This is a genomic window from Streptomyces sp. NPDC007929 (assembly GCF_042959065.1).
Taxonomy (GTDB): Bacteria; Actinomycetota; Actinomycetes; order Streptomycetales; family Streptomycetaceae; genus Streptomyces.
Genome location: NZ_JBIBKD010000001.1, coordinates 436826 through 457786 on the forward strand (window position 1 = coordinate 436826; position 20961 = coordinate 457786).

Genomic DNA, 20961 nt, shown 5'->3' on the forward strand with positions numbered 1-20961 from the left:
GCTGCTCCAAGCAGTGCGGTGAACAGGGCGGTTCTGGTGCGGGTTCTCGTGCGGGTGGGGGTGATCACGCTGCTGGACCTCCGGTCATTTGACGGCTCCACTGGTGATTCCGGACACGATCTTTCGCTGGCCGACGAGGAACACGGCGACCATGGGCAGGCTCATCACCACGACGTACGCGAAGACGAGATGCCAGTTCTCGAGGTAGAGCTGGGCGCTGGCGACCTGGTAGAGGTTGAGCGGCAGAGTCGCCCGCTCGCCGCCGCCAAGGACGAAGAACGCGTAGAACACGTCGCTCCAGGCGTAGAGCATCACCATGATCGTGGCGGTGGCGATGACCGGTCGCAGCAGCGGCAGGACGATCCGCCAGAAGATCCGGGAGGGTGTCGCCCCGTCCATCCGGGCCGCCTCCTCCAGCTCCAGGGGAATGGCGCGGATGAAGCCGGTCATGAAGAAGATCGACGTCGACAGGTACATGCCGGTGTAAACGGCGATCATGCCCGGCCTGGTGCTCGCGAGGCCCAGCTGACGCAGCTCCATCACGATGGTGATGACGGCCGGCGGCAGCAGCAGCCCGCTGATGCACAGCGCGTACGCCGCCGACACCAGCCGTGACCTCCGGCGCGCGAAGACCCAGGCGGCGCCCGCGCCCAGGATCAGCACGAGGACCACCGAAGGCACCACCACCAGCAGCGAGTTGAGGAAGCCGCGCAGCATCACGCCCTCGCTGACGGCGTCCGCGTAGTTGGCGGCGGGCTGCCAGTGCCCGGGCGGATCCAGGTTGGGCCTGATGGCCTCCGCCTGCGGCTTGGCCGAGGTGACGGCGACCAGCCACAGCGGCACGCCCACGGCCAGCCCGGCCAGCAGCAGGACCAGCGCGGGACGCCCGTAACGCCAGACCGGGGTCACAGCATCTGCTCCCTTCGCCGGAGCCCCACGACCAGCGGGATCGCCACGGCGACCACCACCAGGAAGAGCACCAGGCTCATCGCGGAGGCCTGGGCGTACAGGCCCTGCCCGAAGATCCGGAACATGTAGATGTTGAACACCTCGGTGGAGGCCGCGGGCCCGCCGCCGGTGGTGGCCTGCACGATGTCGAAGGTGTTCATCGAGCCGATCAGCGCCGTGGTGACGTTGAAGGTGACGGCCGGCGCGAGCATCGGCCAGCGCACCGACCAGAACGTCCGCCACGGTCCGGCGCCGTCGATCCGGGCGGCCTCCAGCATGTCGCCGGGGATGCCCTTGAGGCCCGCCAGATAGATCAGCATGGACAGGCCCATCCACTTCCAGCCGTGGATGAGGGTGACGATCACCAGCGTCCAGGTCGTCGAGCCCAGCCATGGAACGTCCGTGCCCAGCACGGAGTTGACGGCCCCGTCCTGGTCGAGAAGCGCCCGGAAGACATAGCCGGTGGCGAGTGCGGAGATCAGCACCGGCAGGAAGAAGACCGCACGGAAGAACCGGTTGAAGCGGCTGTCGTCCTCCAGCAGCAGTGCCAGCACCAGCCCGAACCCGTTCTGGAACACGGCCGCCAGCAGCGCGTACACCAGCGTGGTGCGGATCGCGCGCAGCAGGGAGCCGTCCTCGGCGATCGCCTTGAAGTTGTCCAGGCCCGTGAAGGCGATGTCCGGGTGGTACGAGGACCAATTGGTGAACGGGTAGTAGAAGTTGAGCAGGTTGGGTACCAGGAAGAAGCCCGCGAAGACGACGACCGCGGGCAGCGCGAACCACCAGGGGTGGTGCACGGCAGCGCGCGGTATCCGCCCCACGCCCTTGGGCGCGCCCGGCGCGGCAGGCTGCCTGCGTGTACGTACGACCGTGTCCGCCATCGTCAGAACCCGGGCGCGCCCTGGGCCTTGGCCACCTGCGCGAACTGGTCCTGGATCGCCTGCGCGACCTGCCGCGGGCTCTTCTTGCCGAAGATCATGTCGGCCAGGTAGAGGTGAGTGTCCGGGGCGACGATCGCCTTGGCCTGGAACACCCCGATGGCCTGGGGGAGCGCGGCGACCTGGGCCTTGGACGTCGCGGGCAGTCCGCCGGGGGTGGGCACGGACGGCTGCACGGACGGGATCTTCATCGCCTTGATGTAGTCCGGGTAGTCCGGACCGAGCCAGAAGGCGAGGAACTGCCGGGCGGCGTTCTGCCGCTTGTCGTCACCGGTCTTGAAGGCGACCACCCCGTTGGTCTGGTCGGGGGAGTACAGGCCGGTGGCCGAGGAGTTGGCGACCGGGAACCAGCCGATCCTCTGGTCGATCTCGGCGGTGGAGTGCTTGGCCTGCAACTGGCTCTGGAAGGAGGTGACGTTGAGGACCATGCCGGCCTCGCCCTTCCAGAGGGCGTCGGCCTGCCCGGTGAAGGTGCCGGTCCGGTAGTTCTTCTGGGCGAGCCCGGCGTCGAGCAGCTTCTCCTTGTACTTCTTGATCGCGCCGACGACGACCGGGTCGGTCCACTTCTTCTTGTTCGCGTTCAGATCCGCCCACCACCGCCGGTCCAGGTCGGTGAGCTGGACCTGCATCTGCCACTGGAGCGGCCACTTGTCGCCGCCGGCCTCGTAGAAGGCGGCCGCGTCGGTCTGGTCGGTGACCTTGCGGCCGAGCGCCAGCAGCTCGTCGTACGACCTGGGGAAGTCTTTTTCGCTCAGCCCGGCCTGCTTGAAGACGTCCTTGTTGTAGTACACGCCGAGCATGGCGGGGCTGGTGACGATCGCCGCGTAGCGCTTGCCGTCGATGACACCGAGGGACTTCTCGGTGTCACCGAGCTTGGAGACCCACGGCTCGCCGTCGAGGGTGAGCAGGTTCTGCTTCGGCTGGACGAACGGCAGCGTGGAGATGGACGGCTGCCAGAACATCAGGTCGGGGCGGTCGCCGGAGGCCAGCTTCGTCGGCACGTTCTGCTCGTAGAGGTCCGGGATCGCCTGGGTCTCCACCTCGGCGCCGGTGGCCTTCTCGAAGGCGTCGATGACCTGCTTGGGCGCGTCGACCGTGTTCTGCGCGGTCCACATGGTCAGTTTCACGCCGTCCAGTCGCGCGGTCGGGTCGACCGCCGTCCGCTCGGCGTCGCCCGAGGAGGAGTCCTGGGCCGTCGGGTCACTGCACGCGGTGGCGGCCAGGCCGGCGGCACATATCAGCGCCAGGGCGGGGAGAACTCTTCTGTTCATCACGTGCCTTTCCGAGCGGGCGGGTCGGTTCAGGAAGCGGGACTCACAACTGCGGGGCTCTGCGGTGCCGTTCAGCGGTCGCCGGGGGTGGCCCCGAGCTCTCCCGCACCACCAGTTCCGGCACGGACACGGGATGCGGGGCGACCGGCGCGGACTCCTCCAGGACGCCGTGCAGCAGGGCGAACGCGGACCGGCCGAGGCCGGTGAAGTCCAGGCGCACGGTCGTCAGGGACGGGGTGAGGAACGCGGAGTGCGGCGCGTCGTCGAACCCGGCCACGCTGACCTCGCCCGGCACCGCGCGGCCCGCCTCGTGCAGGGCCCGGAGCACGCCGAGCGCGAGGTCGTCGTTGCCGCACAGGACTGCGGTGACGGACGGGTCGCGCGCCAGTTCCAGCGCGGCCGCGTGACCGCCCGCCGGACCCCAGCCGCTCTGCACCGGGCGGGGTTCCGGTGCGCCCGCCTCCGTCAGCGCCTGTCGCCAGCCGCTGGTACGGGCGCTGGTGCGACGGGTGCTGGACGGGATGGCGACGTAGTGCACGGTCTCGTGGCCCAGGGAGAGCAGATGGCGGGTCGCCTGGTAGGCGGCCTCGCGGTCGTCGGTCCACACCCAGGGGCTCTCGCCGCCGGGCGGGCTCGCCGGGGTCTCGACCACACCCACGACCGGCAGATGGGCGGGCACGGCTTCCAGCGCCCGCACACCGGCCGGATCGTAGGCGATCACGACGATTCCGCCGCCGGCGTCCGCCGCCCGCTGCACCTCGGCGGCGACGGCCGCGTCCTCGGCGGATTCCAGCACACCGATGCCCACCGCGTAGGAGGCGGCGCGGGCGGACTCCTCGATGCCCTGGAGGATCGAGGCGTAGCCGTAGTGGGTGGTGTTGGCGGTGAGCACGGTCACCGTGCGGGTGCGGCCGCTGGCCAGAGCCAGGGCGGTGGCGTTGCGCCGGAAGCCCAGTTCCTCGATGGCGGCCAGCACGCGCTCCCGGGTGGACGACCGCACGCTGGGGTGGCCGTTGATCACCCGCGAGACCGTCTGGTAGGAGACCCCGGCGGCCGTGGCGACGTCCCTGATGCTCGCCGGGCGGCTTGTGTGACCGGTCACATTCATGCCAGGATTGTGACCGGTCACACTTGGGTCGTCAAGAGACCGCAACGAGGAATTCACGCGGGCCCCCGCTGGCATGCAACGGGGCGGGGTCAGGAGGGGGAGCACCTTGACCGGCACGGCGGATGCGGCGCACATGGCCTCCAACCAGCGGCAACACGAGTTCACTTGGGGGCACGAGGCGCTCGACGCCCGGTTCGTCGTCGCCCCCGACGCAACACCGCGACTGGTCCGGCTGGCGCACCCCGGCGACGACCGCGAGGCCGCGGTGCGGTCCGCGCTGCCCCTGGTGGAGCTCACCGCCCTCGGTCACGGAAGCGGCTGGTCCGGCCCCCGCTTCACCGGCACGGCCCTCGGCAACCGGCTCGCCCACCGTGCCCATCACACGAGCAGCCGCGACGGCTGGGAGCGGCTGACCGTCGAACTCCACGACCCCGGCACCGGGTTGACGGCCTTCGCCGAGCTGACGTCACCCACCGGCCTGCCCGTCCTGCGCTCCCGCGTCCGGCTCCGCAACGACGGCCGCGCACCCCTGGTCGTCCAGTCCGTCAGCAGCCTGCTGCTCGGCGGCCTGCCCGCCCCGGACGCCCTCGACGTCCACCGGGCCCGCAACGACTGGCTCGCCGAGTGCCGTTGGTACGCCGAACCACTGCGCGCGGCCGTCGCCGACATCCACACGGACGTCCACCAGCACGACAGCCGGGCCGCCCTCACCCTCACCGGACGCGGCAGCTGGCCCACCGACGGCCATCTCGCCATGGGCGCGCTGACCGAGCGGGACGGCGATCGGGCCTGGGTGTGGCAGGTCGAGTCCCCGGCCGGCTGGCGCTGGGACCTCGGCGAACACGCCCACGGCGGCTACCTGGCGCTGAACGGCCCCACGGACGCGGAGCACCAGTGGCGGATCCGCCTGGCACCGGGCGAGGAGTTCACCACCGTCCCCGGCGTGCTGGCCCTCGGCCCGGACCTCGACACCGCGTTCGGCGCCCTCACCTCCTACCGCCGGGCCGTCCGCCGCCCCCACCCCGACCACACCGCCCTCCCCGTGGTGTTCAACGACTACATGAACACCCTCATGGGCGACCCCACCACGGCCAAGCTGCTGCCCCTGATCGACGCCGCTGCCGACGCCGGCGCCGAGTACTTCTGCATCGACTCCGGCTGGTACGACGACGACACCCGGGGGTGGTGGGACAGCGTCGGCGCCTGGCAGCCCTCGCCGCGCCGCTTCCCCGACGGCGGCCTGCGGGCCGTCCTGAACCGGATCCGGGAGCGCGGGATGGTGCCCGGGCTGTGGCTGGAGCCGGAGGTCGTCGGGGTGCGCAGCCCCGTCGCGGCCGAACTGCCGCCCGAGGCGTTCTTCCAGCGCGACGGCGTACGTCTCACCGAGCAGGGCCGCCACCAACTCGACCTGCGGCACCCCGCCGCCCGCGCCCACCTCGACAAGACGGTCGACCGCATCGCGGGCGACTGGGGCGTGGGCTACCTCAAGCTCGACTACAACATCGTCGTCGACCCCGGCACCCAGGCCCCCGGCGATCTCGCACCGGGAGCGGGCCTGCTCGGTCACGCCGAGGCCTACCTCGACTGGCTCTCCGGGGTCCTGGACCGCCACCCCGGCCTGGTCGTCGAGAACTGCGCCTCGGGCGGGATGCGCATGGACGGCGCCACCCTCGCGGTCGCCCAGCTCCAGTCGACCAGCGACCAGCAGGACCCGCTGAACTACCCGCCCATCGCCGCCGCCGCGCCGACCGCCGTCCCGCCCGAGCAGGGCGCCGTCTGGGCCTATCCGCAGCCCGAGTACGACGACGGTCTGATCACCTGGACCCTCGGCGGCGCACTCCTCGGCCGCATTCACCTCTCCGGGCACCTGGACCGCATGTCCGACCACCAGCGAGCCCTCGTCCGGGACGCCGTCGACGTCTACAAGTCGATCCGCGGGGACCTCGCCCGGGCCCTGCCGTTCTGGCCGCTCGGACTGCCCGGCTGGACGGACGACTGGCTGGCCCTGGGGCTGCGCACACCCGGCGACGACACGGCGTACCTCTGCGTCTGGCGGCGGGGCGGACCCGAGCACCTCCGCATCCCCGTCCGGCACCTGGCGGGCGGGCACGTGCCCACGGAGGTCCTGCACCCCTCGACGCCGGACGCGGGCCGGGCCGTCTGGGACGGGGAGGGGCTGACGGTCTCCCTCCCGCGCACGCCCGGGGTGCTGCTGATCCGGCTCGGCCGGAAGCAGTGACCGGAACCGCTCGCCCCCGTACGCGGCTCGGTCAGGAGCCGTGACAAGAGCCGCTCACGCCCGTACGGCGTTGCGCTCCCGAGCCCGATCGCGCGCGTCCCGGCGGAACGCCCACGCCATGTCGGGCTCCATCACCCAGCGGAACACCCGCCGCACGGGCGGGGTGCAGAGCACGGTCACGAGCGCCGCGGCGGCGACCGTCACGAGGATCTCGCCCAGGGGCCGGTGCACCCACGCCGGCTCGTACCAGCCCCAGAACTTGGACCCCTGCGCGACGAAGCCGTGCAGCAGATAGCCGTAGAGCGTGCCCGCGCCCAGCACGGTGAACCAGGCGCGGCGTCCGGGCACCCAGGCGAGGAAACAGGCGACCAGGACCATCGAGCAGCCGAAGGTCACCAGCGTCATGACCGGCCCGTACCAGGAGGGCGCGTCGAGCTCCGCGGCGCTGTCGCGGTGGTAGAACCAGGCACCGCTCATCCGCGGCACCGCCCAGTAGGCCACGGCCGGCGCAACCGCGAACACCGGCACTGCGAGGATCCGCGCAGCCCGGCGCCGCACCAGGTGGAAGTGGTCGGGCCGCAGCAGCAGACCGAGGACGAAGTACGGCAGGAACTGCAGTGTGCGCTGCAGATCGAGGTCGTTGCCGATGGACGGCGAGAGCGTCGCCAGCATCGCGATGACGAGTGCGACCGGCAGCGGCCACCGCACGCGCTGCCAGATCGGCGTGGTCAGCCGCCAGATGAACAGGGCGGCCAGGAACCAGGTCAGATAGAGGGGGTCCAGCAGGCTCACCGGCCGGTCCGGCTCCTGGTCGGTCCAGCGCGTGAACAGGGTGTACGCCGTCTCGAAGACGACGTACGGCACCGCGAGCCCGCTGACCAGACGCCTGATCCGGCCCGGGCTCGCGTCGAAGGAGCGCGAGAAGTAGCCGGAGATCACGATGAACGCCGGCATGTGGAAGGCGTACACCACCATGTAGAGCGCGCCGGCCGCCCGGCTGCCGTCCCGCAGCGGCTCCCAGGAGTGCCCGATCGCCACCAGCACGATGGCCAGGTACTTGGCGTTGTCGAAGAACGCGTCCCGCCGCGCGGCCGGTTCCGGCGCGGGCGGCGCCTGGCGTTCCGTTCCGCCCGGCGCGACCGCGCGGATGCGCAGGGTGTCCTCGCTCATCCCGCCTCCCGCGCGCGCTGCGGGGAACCCGGACGGGCGGCTACGCGTCTTGCCGGAGATACGGCGGTGGGGTGCCGGTGCGACATCCCCGCCGCCTGACCGATGCGGAACGGCGTAAACCGCTTTCCCGTGCGGTGTGGCGCGGATCACAGCAGCGGTGGCGCCGCCGGGCCGTCGCACGCCGGCGCCACCGTCACACCGGCCGGGTCAGCTCACCGAGCAGTCGGCGCCGTTGAGAGTGAAGGCCGTCGGGCTGGGGTTGGCGGCCGACCGGGAGGCCGTGAAGCCGAGGGTGACCGAACCGGACGCCGGGATCGTCGCCGTGTACGTCGCCGCCGTGACGCTCACCTCGGAGCCGCTCTGCGTCGCCGTACCGCCCCACAGGTTGGTGACGCGCTGGCTGTCCGGGAAGGTCCAGCGCAGCGTCCAGCCGTTGATCGCCGACGTGCCGGTGTTGCGCAGCACGATCTCGCCCTGGAAGCCGCCGGACCAGCTGCCCGTCACCCGGTAACCGACACCGCAGGCCGCCGGCGAGCCGCCCGACGAGGTCGTGAACGTCACCGTGCCCGAGCGGGGCGAACGGTTGCCGGCCGCGTCACGGGCGTAGACCGCGAAGGTGTGGGACGTCGCGGGGGACAGGCCGGTCAGGGTGGCGGTGGTGCGGGTGCTGCTGGTGACGGCCGACTCGGTGCCGCCGCTGACCCGCACGATGTCGTAGCCGGTGACGCCGCTCGCGTCGGTGGAGGCGGCCCAGGTCAGGGTGGCGGACGACGACGTCACCCCGGAGGCGGCCGGGGTGCCGGGAGCGGTCGGGGCAGTCGTGTCGCCGCCCCCGGTGCCGGAGTAGACCGCGGCTTCCTCGGCGGTGGCGGCGATGCCGTTCGCGCCGTTGAACAGGCGCTGCCCCCAGGAGGTGAGCTGGTTCGGGTCGAAGTTCGTGACCATGTCCAGGTACTCGACCCCGCCGCCGTTGCCGCTCCACGACCAGCCCAGGTAGCCGAGGCGGAGCTGCTGGGACACGGCCAGGATGGCGTCCTCGTCGGGGTTGCCGTCCGAGTGGTCGTGGCCGAACTCCCCGACCACGAGGGGCAGTTTGGCGGTGACGAACCGGTTCAGATAGTCGTTGATCTCGGCCGCGGTGTCGAAGACGCCGTACATGTGGATCGAGAACACGGTGTTGCGGTCCGGGTCGGCGGCGAAGACGGACGCGGCGTTGTCCCGCATGGTGAACGCCCAGTCCTGGCCCCAGTTGGGGGCGTCGACCATCAGCGTGTGGTCGACGCCCGCGTTCCGCAGCTTCTGGATGGCCGCCTTGGTGTCGGCCGTCCACGCCGTGTAGCCGGTGTTGCCGTACGGCTCGTTGCCGATGTTGACGATGACGTAGTCCTCCTGGCCGGCCAGGGCGCTCTGCACGCTGATCCAGTAGTCGGCCGCACGGGACAGGGTGGTCGCGCCGCTCTGCTCGCCGTAGCCGGTGGTGTCGTGGACCTCCAGGACGCAGATGAGCCGGTTCTGCTTGCACTGCGAGACGACGTTCGCCACGTCGGTGGTGCCGTTGCGGGTCCAGCGGTCACCGTTGGCGAGGACCACGCGGACGGTGTTGGCGCCCTTGGCCTTGATGTGGGCCAGGGAGCTGATCCGGTCCGGGTACCAGGTGTGGGCGTGGTTGACGCCGCGCATCACGAAATCGTTCCCGTTGGCCTCCAGCAGCCGGCCGTTCTGCACCCGGAAGCCGGTGGGCGCGGCCTGGGCCGGCGGGGTGAGGACGAGGAGGGACAACAGGAGGGCGAACAGGGCGGCGGCCACGGTGGCCGGGCGTACGGCGGTGGGTATGGGGCGGAGTCTCATGAGGGGCTCCAGAAGTGGGGGTCGGGTGGGGCACGGTGCCGGTCGCGCTGTCGTGTTGAAGGGGGGCGGGTGCGGTCGGGGTTCTGCCGTTGGGTGCGGTGCGGTGCGGTCGGATCGGGTGGGGTGCTAGGGGGTCTGGCGTGGTCGGGGGCGGTGCGGTCGGGCCCGCTGCGGTCGGGTCCGGCGCGGAGAGGCCTGGTACGGGTGGGGCCTGGTACGGACGGCCCGATGCCGACAAGCCCGATGCCGACAAGCCCGATGCCGACAAGCCCGATGCCGACAAGCCCGATGCCGACAAGCCCGATGCCGACAAGCCCGATGCCGGTCGGGCCCGGTGCAGGTCGGACCCGGTGCGGTCGGTCCGGAGCGGTCGGGCCCGGTGCCCATGCCCCGCCGCCCCGGCCCGTTCGTCACCCGGCCGGTGGCTTCCCCGCGCAGGTGACAGTCGCCGCCGGGGGGCCGGCCGTTGCCGGGGCGGAGGCGACGAAACCGAATGTGGCGCTCGCGCCGGGAGCCAACGTGCCGTTCCACGCCACGTTCGTGACGGTGGCCGTACCGTCGGCTGCCGTGCTGATGGCGCCGTTCCAGACCTGGGTGAGGCGTGCGCCGTTCGCCGGTACGACCGTCGCCGTCCACCCCGGGACCGAAGAGGCCGAGGTGTTCGTCACCGTCACCTCGCCCTGGTAGCCGCCCTGCCAGGACGAGACGGCCCGGAAGCGCGCGGTGCACGCGACGGGATCCCCGCCCGGGTCGCCCGGACCGCCCGGGCCCGGCGGTACACCGGCGTCGAGGGCCGCCGCCAGGGGCGGGAACCAGCGGGCGGCGATCTTGGCGTCGCCGGAGGCGTTGGGGTGCACACCGTCGTAGGTGTCGGAGGCCGTGCTGAAACCGGTCCACTGGTCGACCACGGTGACGGGGGAGCGCTCGGTGCCGGTGGCCCGGGCCCACCCGGGAATCCGCGCGTTGAAGTCGACGGCCCGCTGCGCACAGGCCGCGCAACTGCTCGGCTCCAGGGGGATCAGCTGCGCCACGAGGATCCGCATGTCCGGATTCGAGGCCCTCATCTGGCCCACGAGGGTGGTGTACGCGGCGAGGATGCGGTCGGGAGGGATGCTGCTCCAGACGTCGTTCGTGCCGAAGTGCATGACAACGATGTCCGGACGTGTCGCGGCGAGCCTGCCGGGCAGCAGGTTCTGATCCGCCACGTTGGTGACCAGCTCGCCGCCGTGCCCCTCGTTGTCCCCGTCGTGGGCCTGCCCGCAGCCCTGAGGGGGGAGGGTGCCGACGAAGTCGATGTCCTCGTACCCGCTGTCGATCAGCCGGTTCCACAGCACGGCTCGCCAGCAGCCCGGCGATCCGGTGATCGAGTCGCCGAGCGGCATGACACGCACGGGGTCGGCGGTGGGGGCGGCTGTCGCCCGGGGTGCGAACGTCATGCCGAGGGGGAGGAGCAGGGCGGTCAGGAGGCCGAGAACGGACATCACGCGTAAGTGCGGGGACGAGTGGGGGGTTCTGGGCATGGTGGTCCCTTCCCGTGAAGGTGGTGGGAGCGCTCCCATCACATCAAGCCATCGTTGTCATTGACGCGTCAAGAGGGAGGGCGGCACCCGCCTCCTGGTGACCCTCGTCGTGCTCAGCGCCGACCCGGACGTGAACGACGACCCGCACGCGCGAGGTTCAGGTACGCGCGTGCGGGTCGCCGTGTCCGGTGGGGTGGAGATCCGTTTCCCGGGACGGCACCCGGGAGCGGGTGCCGCGAAGACCGGGTCAGGCCGCCCCGGCGCGGCCCCGCGTCACCGCCTTCCGCAGCAGCGGCCACACCAGCAGCAGCACGATCACCGCGTACACGGTCACCGCGAACGGCGTGTTGACCAGCCCGGTGACACTGCCGTCGCTGATCTGCAGGGCCCGCCGCAACTGCTGCTCGGCGTTCGGCCCGAGGATCACCCCGATCACGGCGGGCAGCACCGGCAGCCCGTAGCGCCGCATGCCGAAACCGATCAGACCGATGATCAGCAGGATCACCAGGTCGATCACCTCACCGCCGACCGCGTACGCGCCGACCGCCGCGAAGAACATGATCCCGGCGTACAGGTACGGCCGCGGGATGCGCAGCAGCTTCGCCCACACCGGCGCCAGCGGCAGGTTCAGCGCGAGCAGCAGCACCATACCGACGAAGAGCGAGGCGATCAGGCCCCACACCAGGTCCGGTTCACGCTCGAAGAGCAGCGGACCCGGCTGGATGCCGTACTGCTGGAAGGCGGCCAGCATCACGGCCGCCACCGCCGTGGTCGGCAGGCCCAGGGTCAGCATCGACACCAGCGTGCCCGCCGCCGAGGCCGACGCCGCCGACTCCGGGCCCGCCACGCCCTCGATGGCGCCCTTGCCCCACTCGTCCTTGTGCTTCGACAGGCGCTTCTCCGTGACGTACGACAGGAAGGTGGGGATCTCCGCGCCGCCGGCCGGGATCGCGCCGAACGGGAAGCCGATGAACGGGCCGCGCAGCCAGGACTTCCAGGTCCGGTTCACATCGTCGCGCCCCAGCCACGGACGCCCCACCGGGATCGGCTCCGGCGGCCTGCGCCGCAGATGGGCCGCCACCCACAGGGCCTCGCCGATCGCGAAGAGACCGACCGCGACGATCACCACGTCGATGCCGTCGGCCAGTTGCAGCGAGCCGAACGTCAGCCGCTGCTGGCCGGTCATCTGGTCCAGACCCACCAGGCCCAGGGTGAGGCCGATCAGCAGGGAGGCGAGGCCCCGGATGCGGGAGGAGCCCAGCACCGAGGTCACCGCGATGAACGCCAGCACCATGATGGCGAAGTAGTCCGGAGCGCCGATGTCCACGGCCAGTTTCGCGACCGTCGGCGCGAGCGCCACCAGCAGCAGCGTGCCGATCAGACCGCCCGCGAAGTGCCCGACGGCGGCCGCCGCGAGGGCCTGGGCGCCGCGCCCGGACTTGGCCATGGGGTTGCCCTCCATGGCCGCCACCACCGCCGCGCTCTCACCGGGTGTGTTGAGCAGGATGGAGGTGGTCGAGCCGCCGAACATCGCGCCGTAGTAGATACCGGCGAACATGATGAACGCGCCGATCGGGTCGAGTCCGTACGTCACCGGCAGCAGCAGTGCGACCGCCATCGCCGGGCCGATACCGGGCAGCACCCCGATCGCCGTGCCGAGCAGCACACCGATCACGGCCCACAGGAGGTTGATCGGCGTCAGCGCCGTACCGAAGCCGTCCAGAAGGGAGTTGAAGGCATCCATGTCACAGCACTCCCATCAGCGGACCACCGGGCAGGGGCACTCCGAGCAGGTTGTTGAAGACGGTGTAGGTGACCAGGGACAGCCCGGCCGCGATGAGCGGATCGCGGTCGGGCCTGCGGCTGCCGAGCGCGAACGCGGCGCCCCAGAACAGCAGCGCGCCCGCGACGGGGAAGCCGAGCGGCTCGATCAGGACGGCCGCGCCGAGGAACACCCCGGCGAGCAGCAGCACCGTGCGCCAGTCGGCGGGCTCGGACAGGTCGATGTCCTCACCGCCCTCGGCCTGGCCCCGGCCGCCGCGCAGCACGTCCAGGGCCAGCAGCGCGGCGATGACCAGCAGTCCGGCGCCGACCACGATCGGCACGGTCTTCGGGCCGACCGGGCCGCGCTGGGCGATGTCGACGTCCATGGTGAGCGCGTCGGTCAGGACGAGGACGCCGAGGGCCAGCAGCAGGGCGCAGACGCCGAGTTCGGAGTGCTCGCGCAGCCACGAGCGCCGTTCGCCGCCGGTCTCGGCCGGGGGGAGGTCGGTTCGGGTCGTCACAGTCCCAGCTCCTTCAGCACCGAAACCACGCGCTTGTCCTCGGCGTCGAGGAACGCGCCGAACTTGTCACCGGTGAGGAAGGCGTCGTCCCAGCCGTTCTGCTTCATGGAGGTGCGCCACTCGTCGGAGGCGTGGAGTTCCTCGACCAGCTTCACGAGCTTGTCGCGCTCGGCGTCGTTCAGGCCGGGCGGGGCGACGATGCCGCGCCAGTTGGTGAAGTTCACGTCGTAGCCCGCCTCCTTCAGCGTGGGGGCGTCCAGGCCGTCGACGCGTTCCGGGCCGGTCACCGCCAGCAGGCGCAGCTCGCCCGCCTTGATCTGGTCCAGGTATTCGCCGACCCCGGAGACACCGAAGGCGACCTTGTTGCCGAGGATCGAGGCGAGCAGCTCGCCGCCGCCGTCGAAGGGGATGTAGTTGACCTGCTTCGGGGGGATCCCGGCGGCCCGGGCCATCAGCATCGGCGCGAGGTGGTCGGGCCCGCCGGGCGACGAGCCGCCGCCCACCGGGAGCTTGCCCGGGTTCTCCTTCCAGGCGCCGATCAGGTCGTCGATCGTCTTGTACGGCGAGTCCTTCGCCACGACCACCACGTCCTGCTCCTCGGTGAGCCGGGCGATCGGCGTGGTGTCCGCGAGCGTCTTCGGCGCGTCGTTGGAACGCACGGCGCCCACGACCCCGAGGCCCATGGACATGGCGAGCTTGCCGTTGCCGTGCTCGCTCACCAGCCGGCTCAGACCCACGGTGCCGCCGGCGCCGGGCAGGTTGAACACCTCGATGTTGTGGGTCAGTCCGGCGTCCTCGGCGTTCTTCGCGGCCGTGCGGGCCGTGATGTCGTAGCCGCCGCCCGGCGTGTTGGGGACCATGAAACGCAGGCCCGGGATCTGTGTGCCGGTCTCGGAGCCGCCGCCGGTGGTCAGCAGCGGTGGTCCGACGAGCACGAGCACGGCGGCCCCGAGCAGGGCGAGGGGAGTGCGCAGGCGCACGAGTGCCACCACCTGTCGGTACGTCGATGCGGGTAGGGAAGGGCCCTGTGGGGGAGGGTGAGGTGGGCCACATCGTGCCCGTGCTCCGCCGCACTGTCTGCCTTGCGGAACCAACGGAGGTTTTGGTCTTTGCGGTCGCCGAAAGCGCCGCGAGGACGAACGCGCGAAGGGCCCCGGCGTGAACGCGCCGGGGCCCCTCGGTCAACGGTCAGCGGTCCGTGTGGACCTCCAGGGCGGCCCGCACGGCCGACTCCAGGGCTCCCTCGATCCACGCCGGTTTGACGGACGTGTGGTCCCCCGCGAAGTGCAGGGGCCCCTCCCGCTCCGGGATGACGGGCAGCAACTCCGTGTGCTGCCCGGGCAGGAGCACGGACGCCTCCCCATAGGCGTACGGGTCGCGCAGCCAGCTCTGGGTACGCCCCGCGCCGGTGTAGAACACCTCGATGCGCCGGCCGTAGACCTGCTGGAGCCCGCACAACGCGTGCGGATACCGCGCCTCGTCGTCCAGGGAGTCCCAGCGCAGGGCGTCGTCGGCCCAGCTGTAGGAGGCGAGGACCACACCCCCGGCGCTGCCCGGGACCGGATGGGAGGGGTTGAACATGAAACGGTTGGCGTTGTCCGACAGCGAGCCGCCGCCCACGACACCGGCCGCCTCGGGCTGATCACGGCCGATCGCGCGGTTGGCGGCGTAGTGGGTGCGCTGAGCCGCCGTGATGTGCCCGGCGGGCACGGAGGGGTGCGCGCCCAGCAGGCTGCCGTCTGCGGGGTCGCGGCCCGAGCGGTAGGCGTCGTACAGACCCGGGTCCACGGCGTTCAGCTCGCGCTTCCAGTCGTCCTCGTCGAACTCCCACCAGCGGCGGCTGAACTCCAGCAGCACCTTGGTCGCGCTGTCGTAGTGCAGTTCGCAGACCGCGCGGCGCTTGCCGTAGGACAGGGGCGGGTCGAGCTGCACGTGGCGCAGCCCGGAGAAGGGCACCGTGACGACGGCGACGTCGGCGGTGAACTGCTCGCGGACGACCGGGCCGTCGCGGCCCTCCGACACGGTGTCCACCCATACGTGCGGGCCCTTGCTCCGCACATGCCCCCCTGCCGGGGCCGCCCGGCCGGGGTGGTGGTACTGGACGCGGGTCACCCGGCGGTCGAACCGCACCTCCTTGCGCACGCGTTCGAGCAGGGCGTCGGGCAGCACGGCCGTACCGCCCTCCAGCTCGTAGAAGGGCGTGTCGGGGCTGATGAGGGAGGAGCCGATGAAGCTGTGGATGAAGGACAGCGGGAGACGTGAGGTGAGGTTCTCCAGGGTGCCGATCAGATCGACGGTCCGCTCGTCCAGACCGGCGTGCTCGGTGAGGAAGCGGAACATCGACCAGTCGCCGAACCGCTTCACCACCCGGGCCCAGCCCCGCAGCCGCTCCGGCAGCGGTTTGTCGACCCGCTTGCCGTCCTTGCCGACCTGGCTGAACTCGTCGCGCACGGGGTCCAGCGCGGCGCGCAGGATGGCGGCGGCGGGGGTGTCCCAGTGGGCCTTCGGGACGCCGAAGGACCGGTTGACGCGCCGGGGCGCGCGGGCGTAGTCGGCGCGCCGCACGCGGATGCCGTTGACGTGGATCCAGGTGCGGGCGGCGGGACGTCCCTCGGCGTCCACGTCGACGTAGTGGAAGCGCCGCTTCTTGAGGTCGAACCGGTCGATGAGCTCCATCACCAGCGGATGACTGCCGGGGATGCGCATCGCACCGGCCTCGGCGTACTGGGCGGGATCGGCGAAGGGCTGCTCGGCGCCTTCGTGGCCGCCCTTGCGGAAGGTCTTGACGCGGCCGCCCGCCCGGTTGCCGTTGGCCTCCAGGACCGTCACCCGGTGGCCCGCCTTCTTCAGCAGCCAGGCGGCCACCAGCCCCGCCGGGCCGGCCCCGATGACCAGGACGTCCTTGGGGCGTGCTTTGCGGGCCGGCAGCCCGTCCCGCAGGACGCGCTCATACAGCGGGACGAGGGGGCGGTCGTCGGAGTCCAGAACGAGCAGGGCACGGGCGACGGCGAGGCAGGTGTCGAAGTCCGCGCCGCGGCTGCCGCCGGGGGCGGCCGGGGCCGACGGCGCGGCCGGCGCGGGCAGGGCCGTGGCGGTACCGCCGGTCAGGGCCGTGGCCACGGTGGCCGTACCGGCCACCGCCGCGAATCCCCGCCGGGAGAGTCCGCCGTCCGGGCGCGTCACCTCATGATCATCAGTCATGGCGATCTTTGTAGCGGCGGCCGTGGCGGGGCGCCGCCGTTCGCCCGGGCGTTGCCCCCAAGGAGCGAATCCGGGCCAAAACCCGCACGTCGCAAGGGACATGCCGTCCACGGCAGGCGCGGCGAACCCGAACGAATGAATGCGCGGCGAACCGCGTCCACCGGCGGGGACGAGGCTCCACACTGCGACGTGCGTATTCACAACCGTGCGCTCCGGCCGCCCCGCGCGGCGCACCACGCACGCGGCGTCGACCGGCCGCGCGAGAGACCGGGGCGACGGAGGGGGAAGGGTGGCACAGCGGCGCACCCCGTGGGGCGAGCGGGCCCGCTACTGGTTCGACAGCACGCTGGCCCGCGGTGCCTCCGCCCTGGTCGGCTGGATGGCACTGCTGTGTCTGGCCGTCGTCGTCCCGGCCAGCGCGCTGGTGGTGTGGACCGACCCGGACGCGCCGAAGGCCCTGCCGGACCGGCTGGCGCAGGTGTGGCTCCTCACCGGGCAGACCCTGCGGCTGGGCGGCACGACGGGCACGCCGCTGCGCGTGACGATGTCGGTCCTGCTCGCCCTGGTCGCGTTGTTGTACGTCTCGACCCTGGTCGGCCTGATCACGACGGCGCTCACCGAGCGGCTCACCGCCCTGCGGCGCGGCAGGTCGACCGTGCTGGAGCAGGGACATGTGGTGGTCCTGGGGTGGTCGGAGCAGGTGTTCACGGTGGTGAGCGAGCTGGTGGCCGCCAACGCCAACCAGCGGCGCGCGGCGGTGGCGGTGCTGGCCGACCGCGACAAGACCGCCATGGAGGAGGCCCTCGGCACGAAGGTGGGCCCGCTCGGCCGGACGCGTCTGATCTGCCGCAGCGGCCCCACCACCGACCCGGCCGTGCTGACCCTGGCCAGTCCGGCGACGGCCGGTGTCGTGCTGGTCCTGCCCCGTGACGAGCCCGACGCCGATGCCGAGGTCGTCAAGACGCTGCTGGCGTTGCGGGCCGCCCTGGCCGGAGTGAAGAACCCTCCACCCGTCGTCGCGGCCGTCCGGGACGACCGCTACCGGCTGGCCGCCGGCCTCGCGGCGGGCCCGGAAGGCGTCGTCCTGGAGAGCGACACCGTCACGGCCCGGCTGATCGTCCAGGCCGCCCGCGGCCCGGGCCTCTCCCTCGTCCACCAGGAGTTGCTCGACTTCGCCGGCGACGAGTTCTACCTGGTCCGCGAAGCCTCCCTGGCGGGCCGCCCGTTCGGCGACGTGCTGCTGTCCTATCCGACGTCCAGCGTCGTGGGGCTGGTGCGCGGCGGCGCTCCGCTGCTCAACCCGCCGCCGCAGACGACCGTCGTCGAGGACGATGCGCTCATCGTCATCTCCCGTGACGACGACACCGCCTGGCCGGGGGAGTGCGGGCAGTGGGTCGAGAAGGCGGCGATGGCCTCCGGGCCCGCGACGCCCGCGCGGCCGGAGCGGGTCCTCCTGCTGGGCTGGAACCGCCGGGCGCCGCTCATGGTCGACCAGCTGCGCCGTCGTGCCCGGCCCGGCTCGGTCGTCGACGTGGTGGCGGACGGCGGCGAAGGGACGGCGGGGCAGGTGGGCGACTCGGACGCGCCCGACGGCGCCGGACTGACCCTCACCCTCCACCAGGGCGACGTCACCCGCCCCGAGACCCTGCGGCGTCTGGACGTGCGTTCCTACGACAGCGTGATCGTCGTGGGTGAGGACCGTGCTCCCGGCCGGCCGCCGGACGACCCCGACAACCGCACGCTCGTCACCCTGCTGTTGCTGCGGCAGCTGGAGGAACTCTCCGGGCGTGAACTCCCCGTCGTCACCGAGCTGGTCGACGACCGCAACCGGGCCCTGGCACCCCTCGGACCCGGAGCCGACGTGATCATCAGTGGCAAGCTCATCGGCCTGCTCATGGCGCAGATCTCGCAGAACCGGCACCTCGCGGCCGTGTTCGAGGAGCTGTTCTCCGCCGACGGCACCGGCATCCGCCTCAGGCCGGCCGGCGACTATGTGCTGCCCGGGTGCGAGACGGCCTTCGCCACCGTCGTGGCCGCGGCACGAGGGCGTGGTGAATGCGCCATCGGCTACCGGAGCCACGACGACGCCGCCACGAGCCCGGGTTACGGCGTGCGGGTCAACCCGCCCAAGGCCGAGCGACGCCGCTGGGCGGCCGGCGACGAGGTGATCGTCGTCGGCACGGATTGATCGAGCGGCCGGCACGGGCTGAGTGACCCAAACGGACTGAGTGGCCGGCACCGTAGGCGCCGCCACCCGCCGCCACCCGCCGCGACCTCGCCCCGCCGAAGCGACGCACATTCCCGCGATTCTTGTGAAGAAACACGGGAATTCGCCTGTATGTTCGCCGATGGGCGGGGCACCAGGATCAGCGGAGGTTGATAACTATGGTTCCCCTGCTTCTCGTCCTGCTGCTGGCCCTGGTCCTTTTCGGTGCGGGATTCGCGCTGAAGGCCCTGTGGTGGATCGCGGTGATCGTGCTGGTGTTGTGGCTGCTGGGCTTCGTGCTGCGCAGCGCGGACAGTGGTGGCCGTAGGGGCCGCTGGTATCGCTGGTAGGCCGGGCATTCCGCGGCGCGCAGAACATCAGGAATGGCGAGCGGAACATCAGGAATGGGGTAGACGAAAGTGACCCGATTCTCTTCTGGGAAGGGCGTTCCATTTCCATGGCCGACACGAAAGACGTCGTAGAACTCATTCTTCAGGATCACCGGCGCATGGAGGACCTCTTCCGTCGCATGCGGAGCGTCGAGGACGACCGGGCGGGTGCGCTGCGGGAGTTCGCCGATCTGCTGATCGCACACGCGCAGGCCGAGGAGGCCGAGGTCTATCCGGCGCTCAAGCGGTACAAGAACATCGACGACGACGAGGTCGAACACGGCGAGCACGAGCACGACGAGGGCAACGAGGCCCTCCTGGAGCTCCTCGAGGTCGAGGAGGTCGGCTCCGACGCCTGGGACTCGAAGCTCGAGGAGCTGGTGGAGGCCGTCACCCACCACGCCGACGAGGAGGAGCGCACCATCCTCAACGGCGCCCGCGAGAACGTGGCGATGGAGCGCCGTGAGGAGCTCGGCGTGGCGTTTCTGCGGGAGCGGGAGCGGCATCTGAAGGCCGGGTGCGGTTCCGTGGAGAACGTGCGCAAGCTCGTCGAGTCCTGACTCGGCCGGGCCGGCCCCGGTGGTCCCCGCCCCTGCGCGGTGACCACCGGGGCCGGCTTCGTGCTGCCAGGAGCCCGGATCCGGCGCGGCCCTCAGGCGGGTGGCGTGTCCGCCGCGCGCAACGCGGTCCGGATACCGAAGGTGACCACGATGATCAGGCACACGGCGATGACGGCCTCGGCCCAGAAGAAGGCGAACCAGTCCATCACGCAGCCGATCGGGGGCGTGCCGGGCGCGGTGTTGCGGAACGCCGCGAGCGCGAACAGCGTGGCGGCCATCCAGGCGAGGGCGGGCCAGACCAGCCCCTGGCGGCGGGTCGTCAGGTACCAGGCGCCCAGGAGTACGGACGACGCCAGCGCCCACATGGCGACCATCATGAAGACCGCGAAGGTGAGCAGGCTGCCCGAGCGGGACAGCCGCAGCGCCACCACGGCCTCCTGCCCCGCGGGCGGGGGCGTCACCTCGACGGAGAAGAGCGTGTCGGCGTTGGAGAAGAGCATCCGCACCGGCACCGGTTCACCGCCCAGCACGGCCCAGAACTCGATGTCGGTGTCATAGGTGTCGAACGGGTAGTCGCTGATCGATCCCCCCGTGATCGCGACCCGTACGTCCTTGGGCGCGAGCCGCTCGTGCGCCGCGAACGCCAGGTCGCTGAGGGTCGCCACGGACGTCTGGAGGCTGAGGTCGGCCACCGGGGCGGTGCCGTCCTCCTCGCCGAGAGCCCCGCGCGGGTGGGCCCGGACGCGCAGCACGAGCTCTCCGGCCGCGGCGTCGACGCTCTGGACGGTGGCCTCCACGTCCACCCGGTCGGCGGCCCGGGACCCGACCGTGTGCACCGTGTCCTTCGCCTCCCGCTCGGTGAACTGCAACCACGACCCCACCGACACCGCCACCAGGATCAGCACCGCGAGGGGGATCAGGACCAGCAGCACGGACGGCCCGGAGCGACGCGGCCGGGGAGCGGGGACGGGCGGGGCCATGGCGACTCCGATGAGGTGGGCGCGGCGACGGGGCTCGTCCCGCCCGGCGGGATCACCCTCCGATCACAGGCAGCCACTGTAAGTGCTGCACGGTGCTCCTTCGCGCAGGCGGCGGATCGACGGCGCTGCCGCTCCCCGCGCGCCGCGCAGTGCGGAGGCGGGGAACGCCATTTCCATGGCGGGGGCAACAACCCGAAACTCTGCCTCAAGCTGTGCAAATGCTCGGGCAGACCTTGTGCAGGTCGCTGCAGGGGGGTTGTCCAGACATTCTCTCGCGCCTAGGGTCCCTTCCGAGTGC

16 protein-coding genes are annotated in these 20961 nt (G+C 71.7%); 4 read left to right on the forward strand and 12 right to left on the reverse strand.

Annotated features, from left to right (window positions below; genetic code table 11):
• Nucleotides 1-84 precede the first annotated feature (84 nt).
• From ACFZDE_RS01995 to ACFZDE_RS02010, 4 genes are read right to left on the reverse strand one after another with little or no spacing between them, the layout of a single operon-like run.
• On the reverse strand, nucleotides 85-909 hold the full coding sequence (locus ACFZDE_RS01995) for an ABC transporter permease subunit (protein WP_391196530.1): 825 nt from the start codon (nucleotides 907-909) through the stop codon (nucleotides 85-87).
• Nucleotides 906-1829 carry an ABC transporter permease subunit gene (locus ACFZDE_RS02000; protein ID WP_391196532.1) on the reverse strand — a complete coding sequence of 308 codons (924 nt, stop codon included), beginning with the start codon at nucleotides 1827-1829 and terminating at the stop codon, nucleotides 906-908. The genes ACFZDE_RS01995 and ACFZDE_RS02000 overlap by 4 nt, the downstream gene beginning before the upstream one ends.
• Nucleotides 1830-1831: 2 nt before the next feature.
• Complete coding sequence (locus ACFZDE_RS02005) at nucleotides 1832-3157, reverse strand: extracellular solute-binding protein (protein WP_391196535.1); 1326 nt, start codon at nucleotides 3155-3157, stop codon at nucleotides 1832-1834.
• 43 nt (nucleotides 3158-3200) lie between these two features.
• Nucleotides 3201-4265, reverse strand: a complete 1065-nt coding sequence (locus tag ACFZDE_RS02010) for a substrate-binding domain-containing protein (RefSeq protein ID WP_391196538.1) — start codon at nucleotides 4263-4265, stop codon at nucleotides 3201-3203.
• A 133-nt stretch (nucleotides 4266-4398) separates the two neighbouring features.
• Between ACFZDE_RS02010 and ACFZDE_RS02015 the strand changes: the two genes are divergently transcribed.
• A complete protein-coding gene (locus tag ACFZDE_RS02015; protein WP_391197427.1) occupies nucleotides 4399-6504 on the forward strand; it encodes an alpha-galactosidase in 2106 nt (701 codons plus the stop codon).
• A gap of 54 nt (nucleotides 6505-6558) precedes the next feature.
• Here ACFZDE_RS02015 and ACFZDE_RS02020 read toward each other — a convergent pair whose 3' ends face one another.
• The 7 genes from ACFZDE_RS02020 to ACFZDE_RS02050 form a co-directional block, all read right to left on the reverse strand.
• Nucleotides 6559-7674, reverse strand: coding sequence for an acyltransferase family protein (locus tag ACFZDE_RS02020; RefSeq protein ID WP_391196540.1), 1116 nt, complete (start codon nucleotides 7672-7674; stop codon nucleotides 6559-6561).
• A gap of 207 nt (nucleotides 7675-7881) precedes the next feature.
• A complete protein-coding gene (locus ACFZDE_RS02025; protein WP_391196543.1) occupies nucleotides 7882-9522 on the reverse strand; it encodes a cellulase family glycosylhydrolase in 1641 nt (546 codons plus the stop codon).
• A gap of 410 nt (nucleotides 9523-9932) precedes the next feature.
• On the reverse strand, nucleotides 9933-11042 hold the full coding sequence (locus tag ACFZDE_RS02030; RefSeq protein WP_390991147.1) for a GDSL-type esterase/lipase family protein: 1110 nt from the start codon (nucleotides 11040-11042) through the stop codon (nucleotides 9933-9935).
• Between the two features lie 247 nt (nucleotides 11043-11289).
• A complete protein-coding gene (locus ACFZDE_RS02035; RefSeq protein ID WP_390991144.1) occupies nucleotides 11290-12786 on the reverse strand; it encodes a tripartite tricarboxylate transporter permease in 1497 nt (498 codons plus the stop codon).
• Nucleotide 12787: 1 nt separating this feature from the next.
• Nucleotides 12788-13327 carry a tripartite tricarboxylate transporter TctB family protein gene (locus ACFZDE_RS02040; protein ID WP_391196545.1) on the reverse strand — a complete coding sequence of 180 codons (540 nt, stop codon included), beginning with the start codon at nucleotides 13325-13327 and terminating at the stop codon, nucleotides 12788-12790.
• Complete coding sequence (locus tag ACFZDE_RS02045) at nucleotides 13324-14307, reverse strand: tripartite tricarboxylate transporter substrate-binding protein (protein ID WP_390992313.1); 984 nt, start codon at nucleotides 14305-14307, stop codon at nucleotides 13324-13326. Before ACFZDE_RS02045 ends, ACFZDE_RS02040 begins: the two co-directional genes overlap by 4 nt.
• 208 nt (nucleotides 14308-14515) lie before the next feature.
• Nucleotides 14516-16528, reverse strand: coding sequence for an FAD-dependent oxidoreductase (locus ACFZDE_RS02050; RefSeq protein WP_391196547.1), 2013 nt, complete (start codon nucleotides 16526-16528; stop codon nucleotides 14516-14518).
• Nucleotides 16529-16817: 289 nt separating this feature from the next.
• Here ACFZDE_RS02050 and ACFZDE_RS02055 point away from each other — a divergent pair, with 289 nt between their 5' ends.
• From ACFZDE_RS02055 to ACFZDE_RS02065, 3 genes are all read left to right on the forward strand, one after another.
• Complete coding sequence (locus tag ACFZDE_RS02055; RefSeq protein ID WP_391196549.1) at nucleotides 16818-18716, forward strand: NAD-binding lipoprotein; 1899 nt, start codon at nucleotides 16818-16820, stop codon at nucleotides 18714-18716.
• Between the two features lie 197 nt (nucleotides 18717-18913).
• On the forward strand, nucleotides 18914-19084 hold the full coding sequence (locus tag ACFZDE_RS02060) for a DUF5670 family protein (protein ID WP_031139394.1): 171 nt from the start codon (nucleotides 18914-18916) through the stop codon (nucleotides 19082-19084).
• A gap of 107 nt (nucleotides 19085-19191) precedes the next feature.
• Nucleotides 19192-19683: a hemerythrin domain-containing protein gene (locus tag ACFZDE_RS02065; RefSeq protein WP_391196552.1), complete on the forward strand. Its 492-nt coding sequence runs from the start codon at nucleotides 19192-19194 to the stop codon at nucleotides 19681-19683.
• A gap of 92 nt (nucleotides 19684-19775) precedes the next feature.
• On the opposite strand, the gene ACFZDE_RS02070 is transcribed toward ACFZDE_RS02065, so the two are convergent.
• Nucleotides 19776-20663, reverse strand: a complete 888-nt coding sequence (locus ACFZDE_RS02070) for a DUF4436 family protein (RefSeq protein WP_391196555.1) — start codon at nucleotides 20661-20663, stop codon at nucleotides 19776-19778.
• Nucleotides 20664-20961: the final 298 nt, after the last annotated feature.

Excerpts from the sequence above, each read along its gene's own strand:
- ACFZDE_RS02025 (WP_391196543.1), bottom strand. The coding sequence starts at position 9,522 with ATGAGACTCCGCCCCATACCCACCGCCGTACGCCCGGCCACCGTGGCC.
- ACFZDE_RS02060 (WP_031139394.1), top strand. The coding sequence starts at position 18,914 with ATGGTTCCCCTGCTTCTCGTCCTGCTGCTGGCCCTGGTCCTTTTCGGT.
- ACFZDE_RS02000 (WP_391196532.1), bottom strand. The coding sequence starts at position 1,829 with ATGGCGGACACGGTCGTACGTACACGCAGGCAGCCTGCCGCGCCGGGC.
- ACFZDE_RS02070 (WP_391196555.1), bottom strand. The coding sequence starts at position 20,663 with ATGGCCCCGCCCGTCCCCGCTCCCCGGCCGCGTCGCTCCGGGCCGTCC.
- ACFZDE_RS02020 (WP_391196540.1), bottom strand. The coding sequence starts at position 7,674 with ATGAGCGAGGACACCCTGCGCATCCGCGCGGTCGCGCCGGGCGGAACG.
- ACFZDE_RS02030 (WP_390991147.1), bottom strand. The coding sequence starts at position 11,042 with ATGCCCAGAACCCCCCACTCGTCCCCGCACTTACGCGTGATGTCCGTT.
- ACFZDE_RS02010 (WP_391196538.1), bottom strand. The coding sequence starts at position 4,265 with ATGAATGTGACCGGTCACACAAGCCGCCCGGCGAGCATCAGGGACGTC.
- ACFZDE_RS02015 (WP_391197427.1), top strand. The coding sequence starts at position 4,399 with ATGGCCTCCAACCAGCGGCAACACGAGTTCACTTGGGGGCACGAGGCG.
- ACFZDE_RS02005 (WP_391196535.1), bottom strand. The coding sequence starts at position 3,157 with ATGAACAGAAGAGTTCTCCCCGCCCTGGCGCTGATATGTGCCGCCGGC.
- ACFZDE_RS02050 (WP_391196547.1), bottom strand. The coding sequence starts at position 16,528 with ATGACTGATGATCATGAGGTGACGCGCCCGGACGGCGGACTCTCCCGG.
- ACFZDE_RS02035 (WP_390991144.1), bottom strand. The coding sequence starts at position 12,786 with ATGGATGCCTTCAACTCCCTTCTGGACGGCTTCGGTACGGCGCTGACG.
- ACFZDE_RS02065 (WP_391196552.1), top strand. The coding sequence starts at position 19,192 with ATGGCCGACACGAAAGACGTCGTAGAACTCATTCTTCAGGATCACCGG.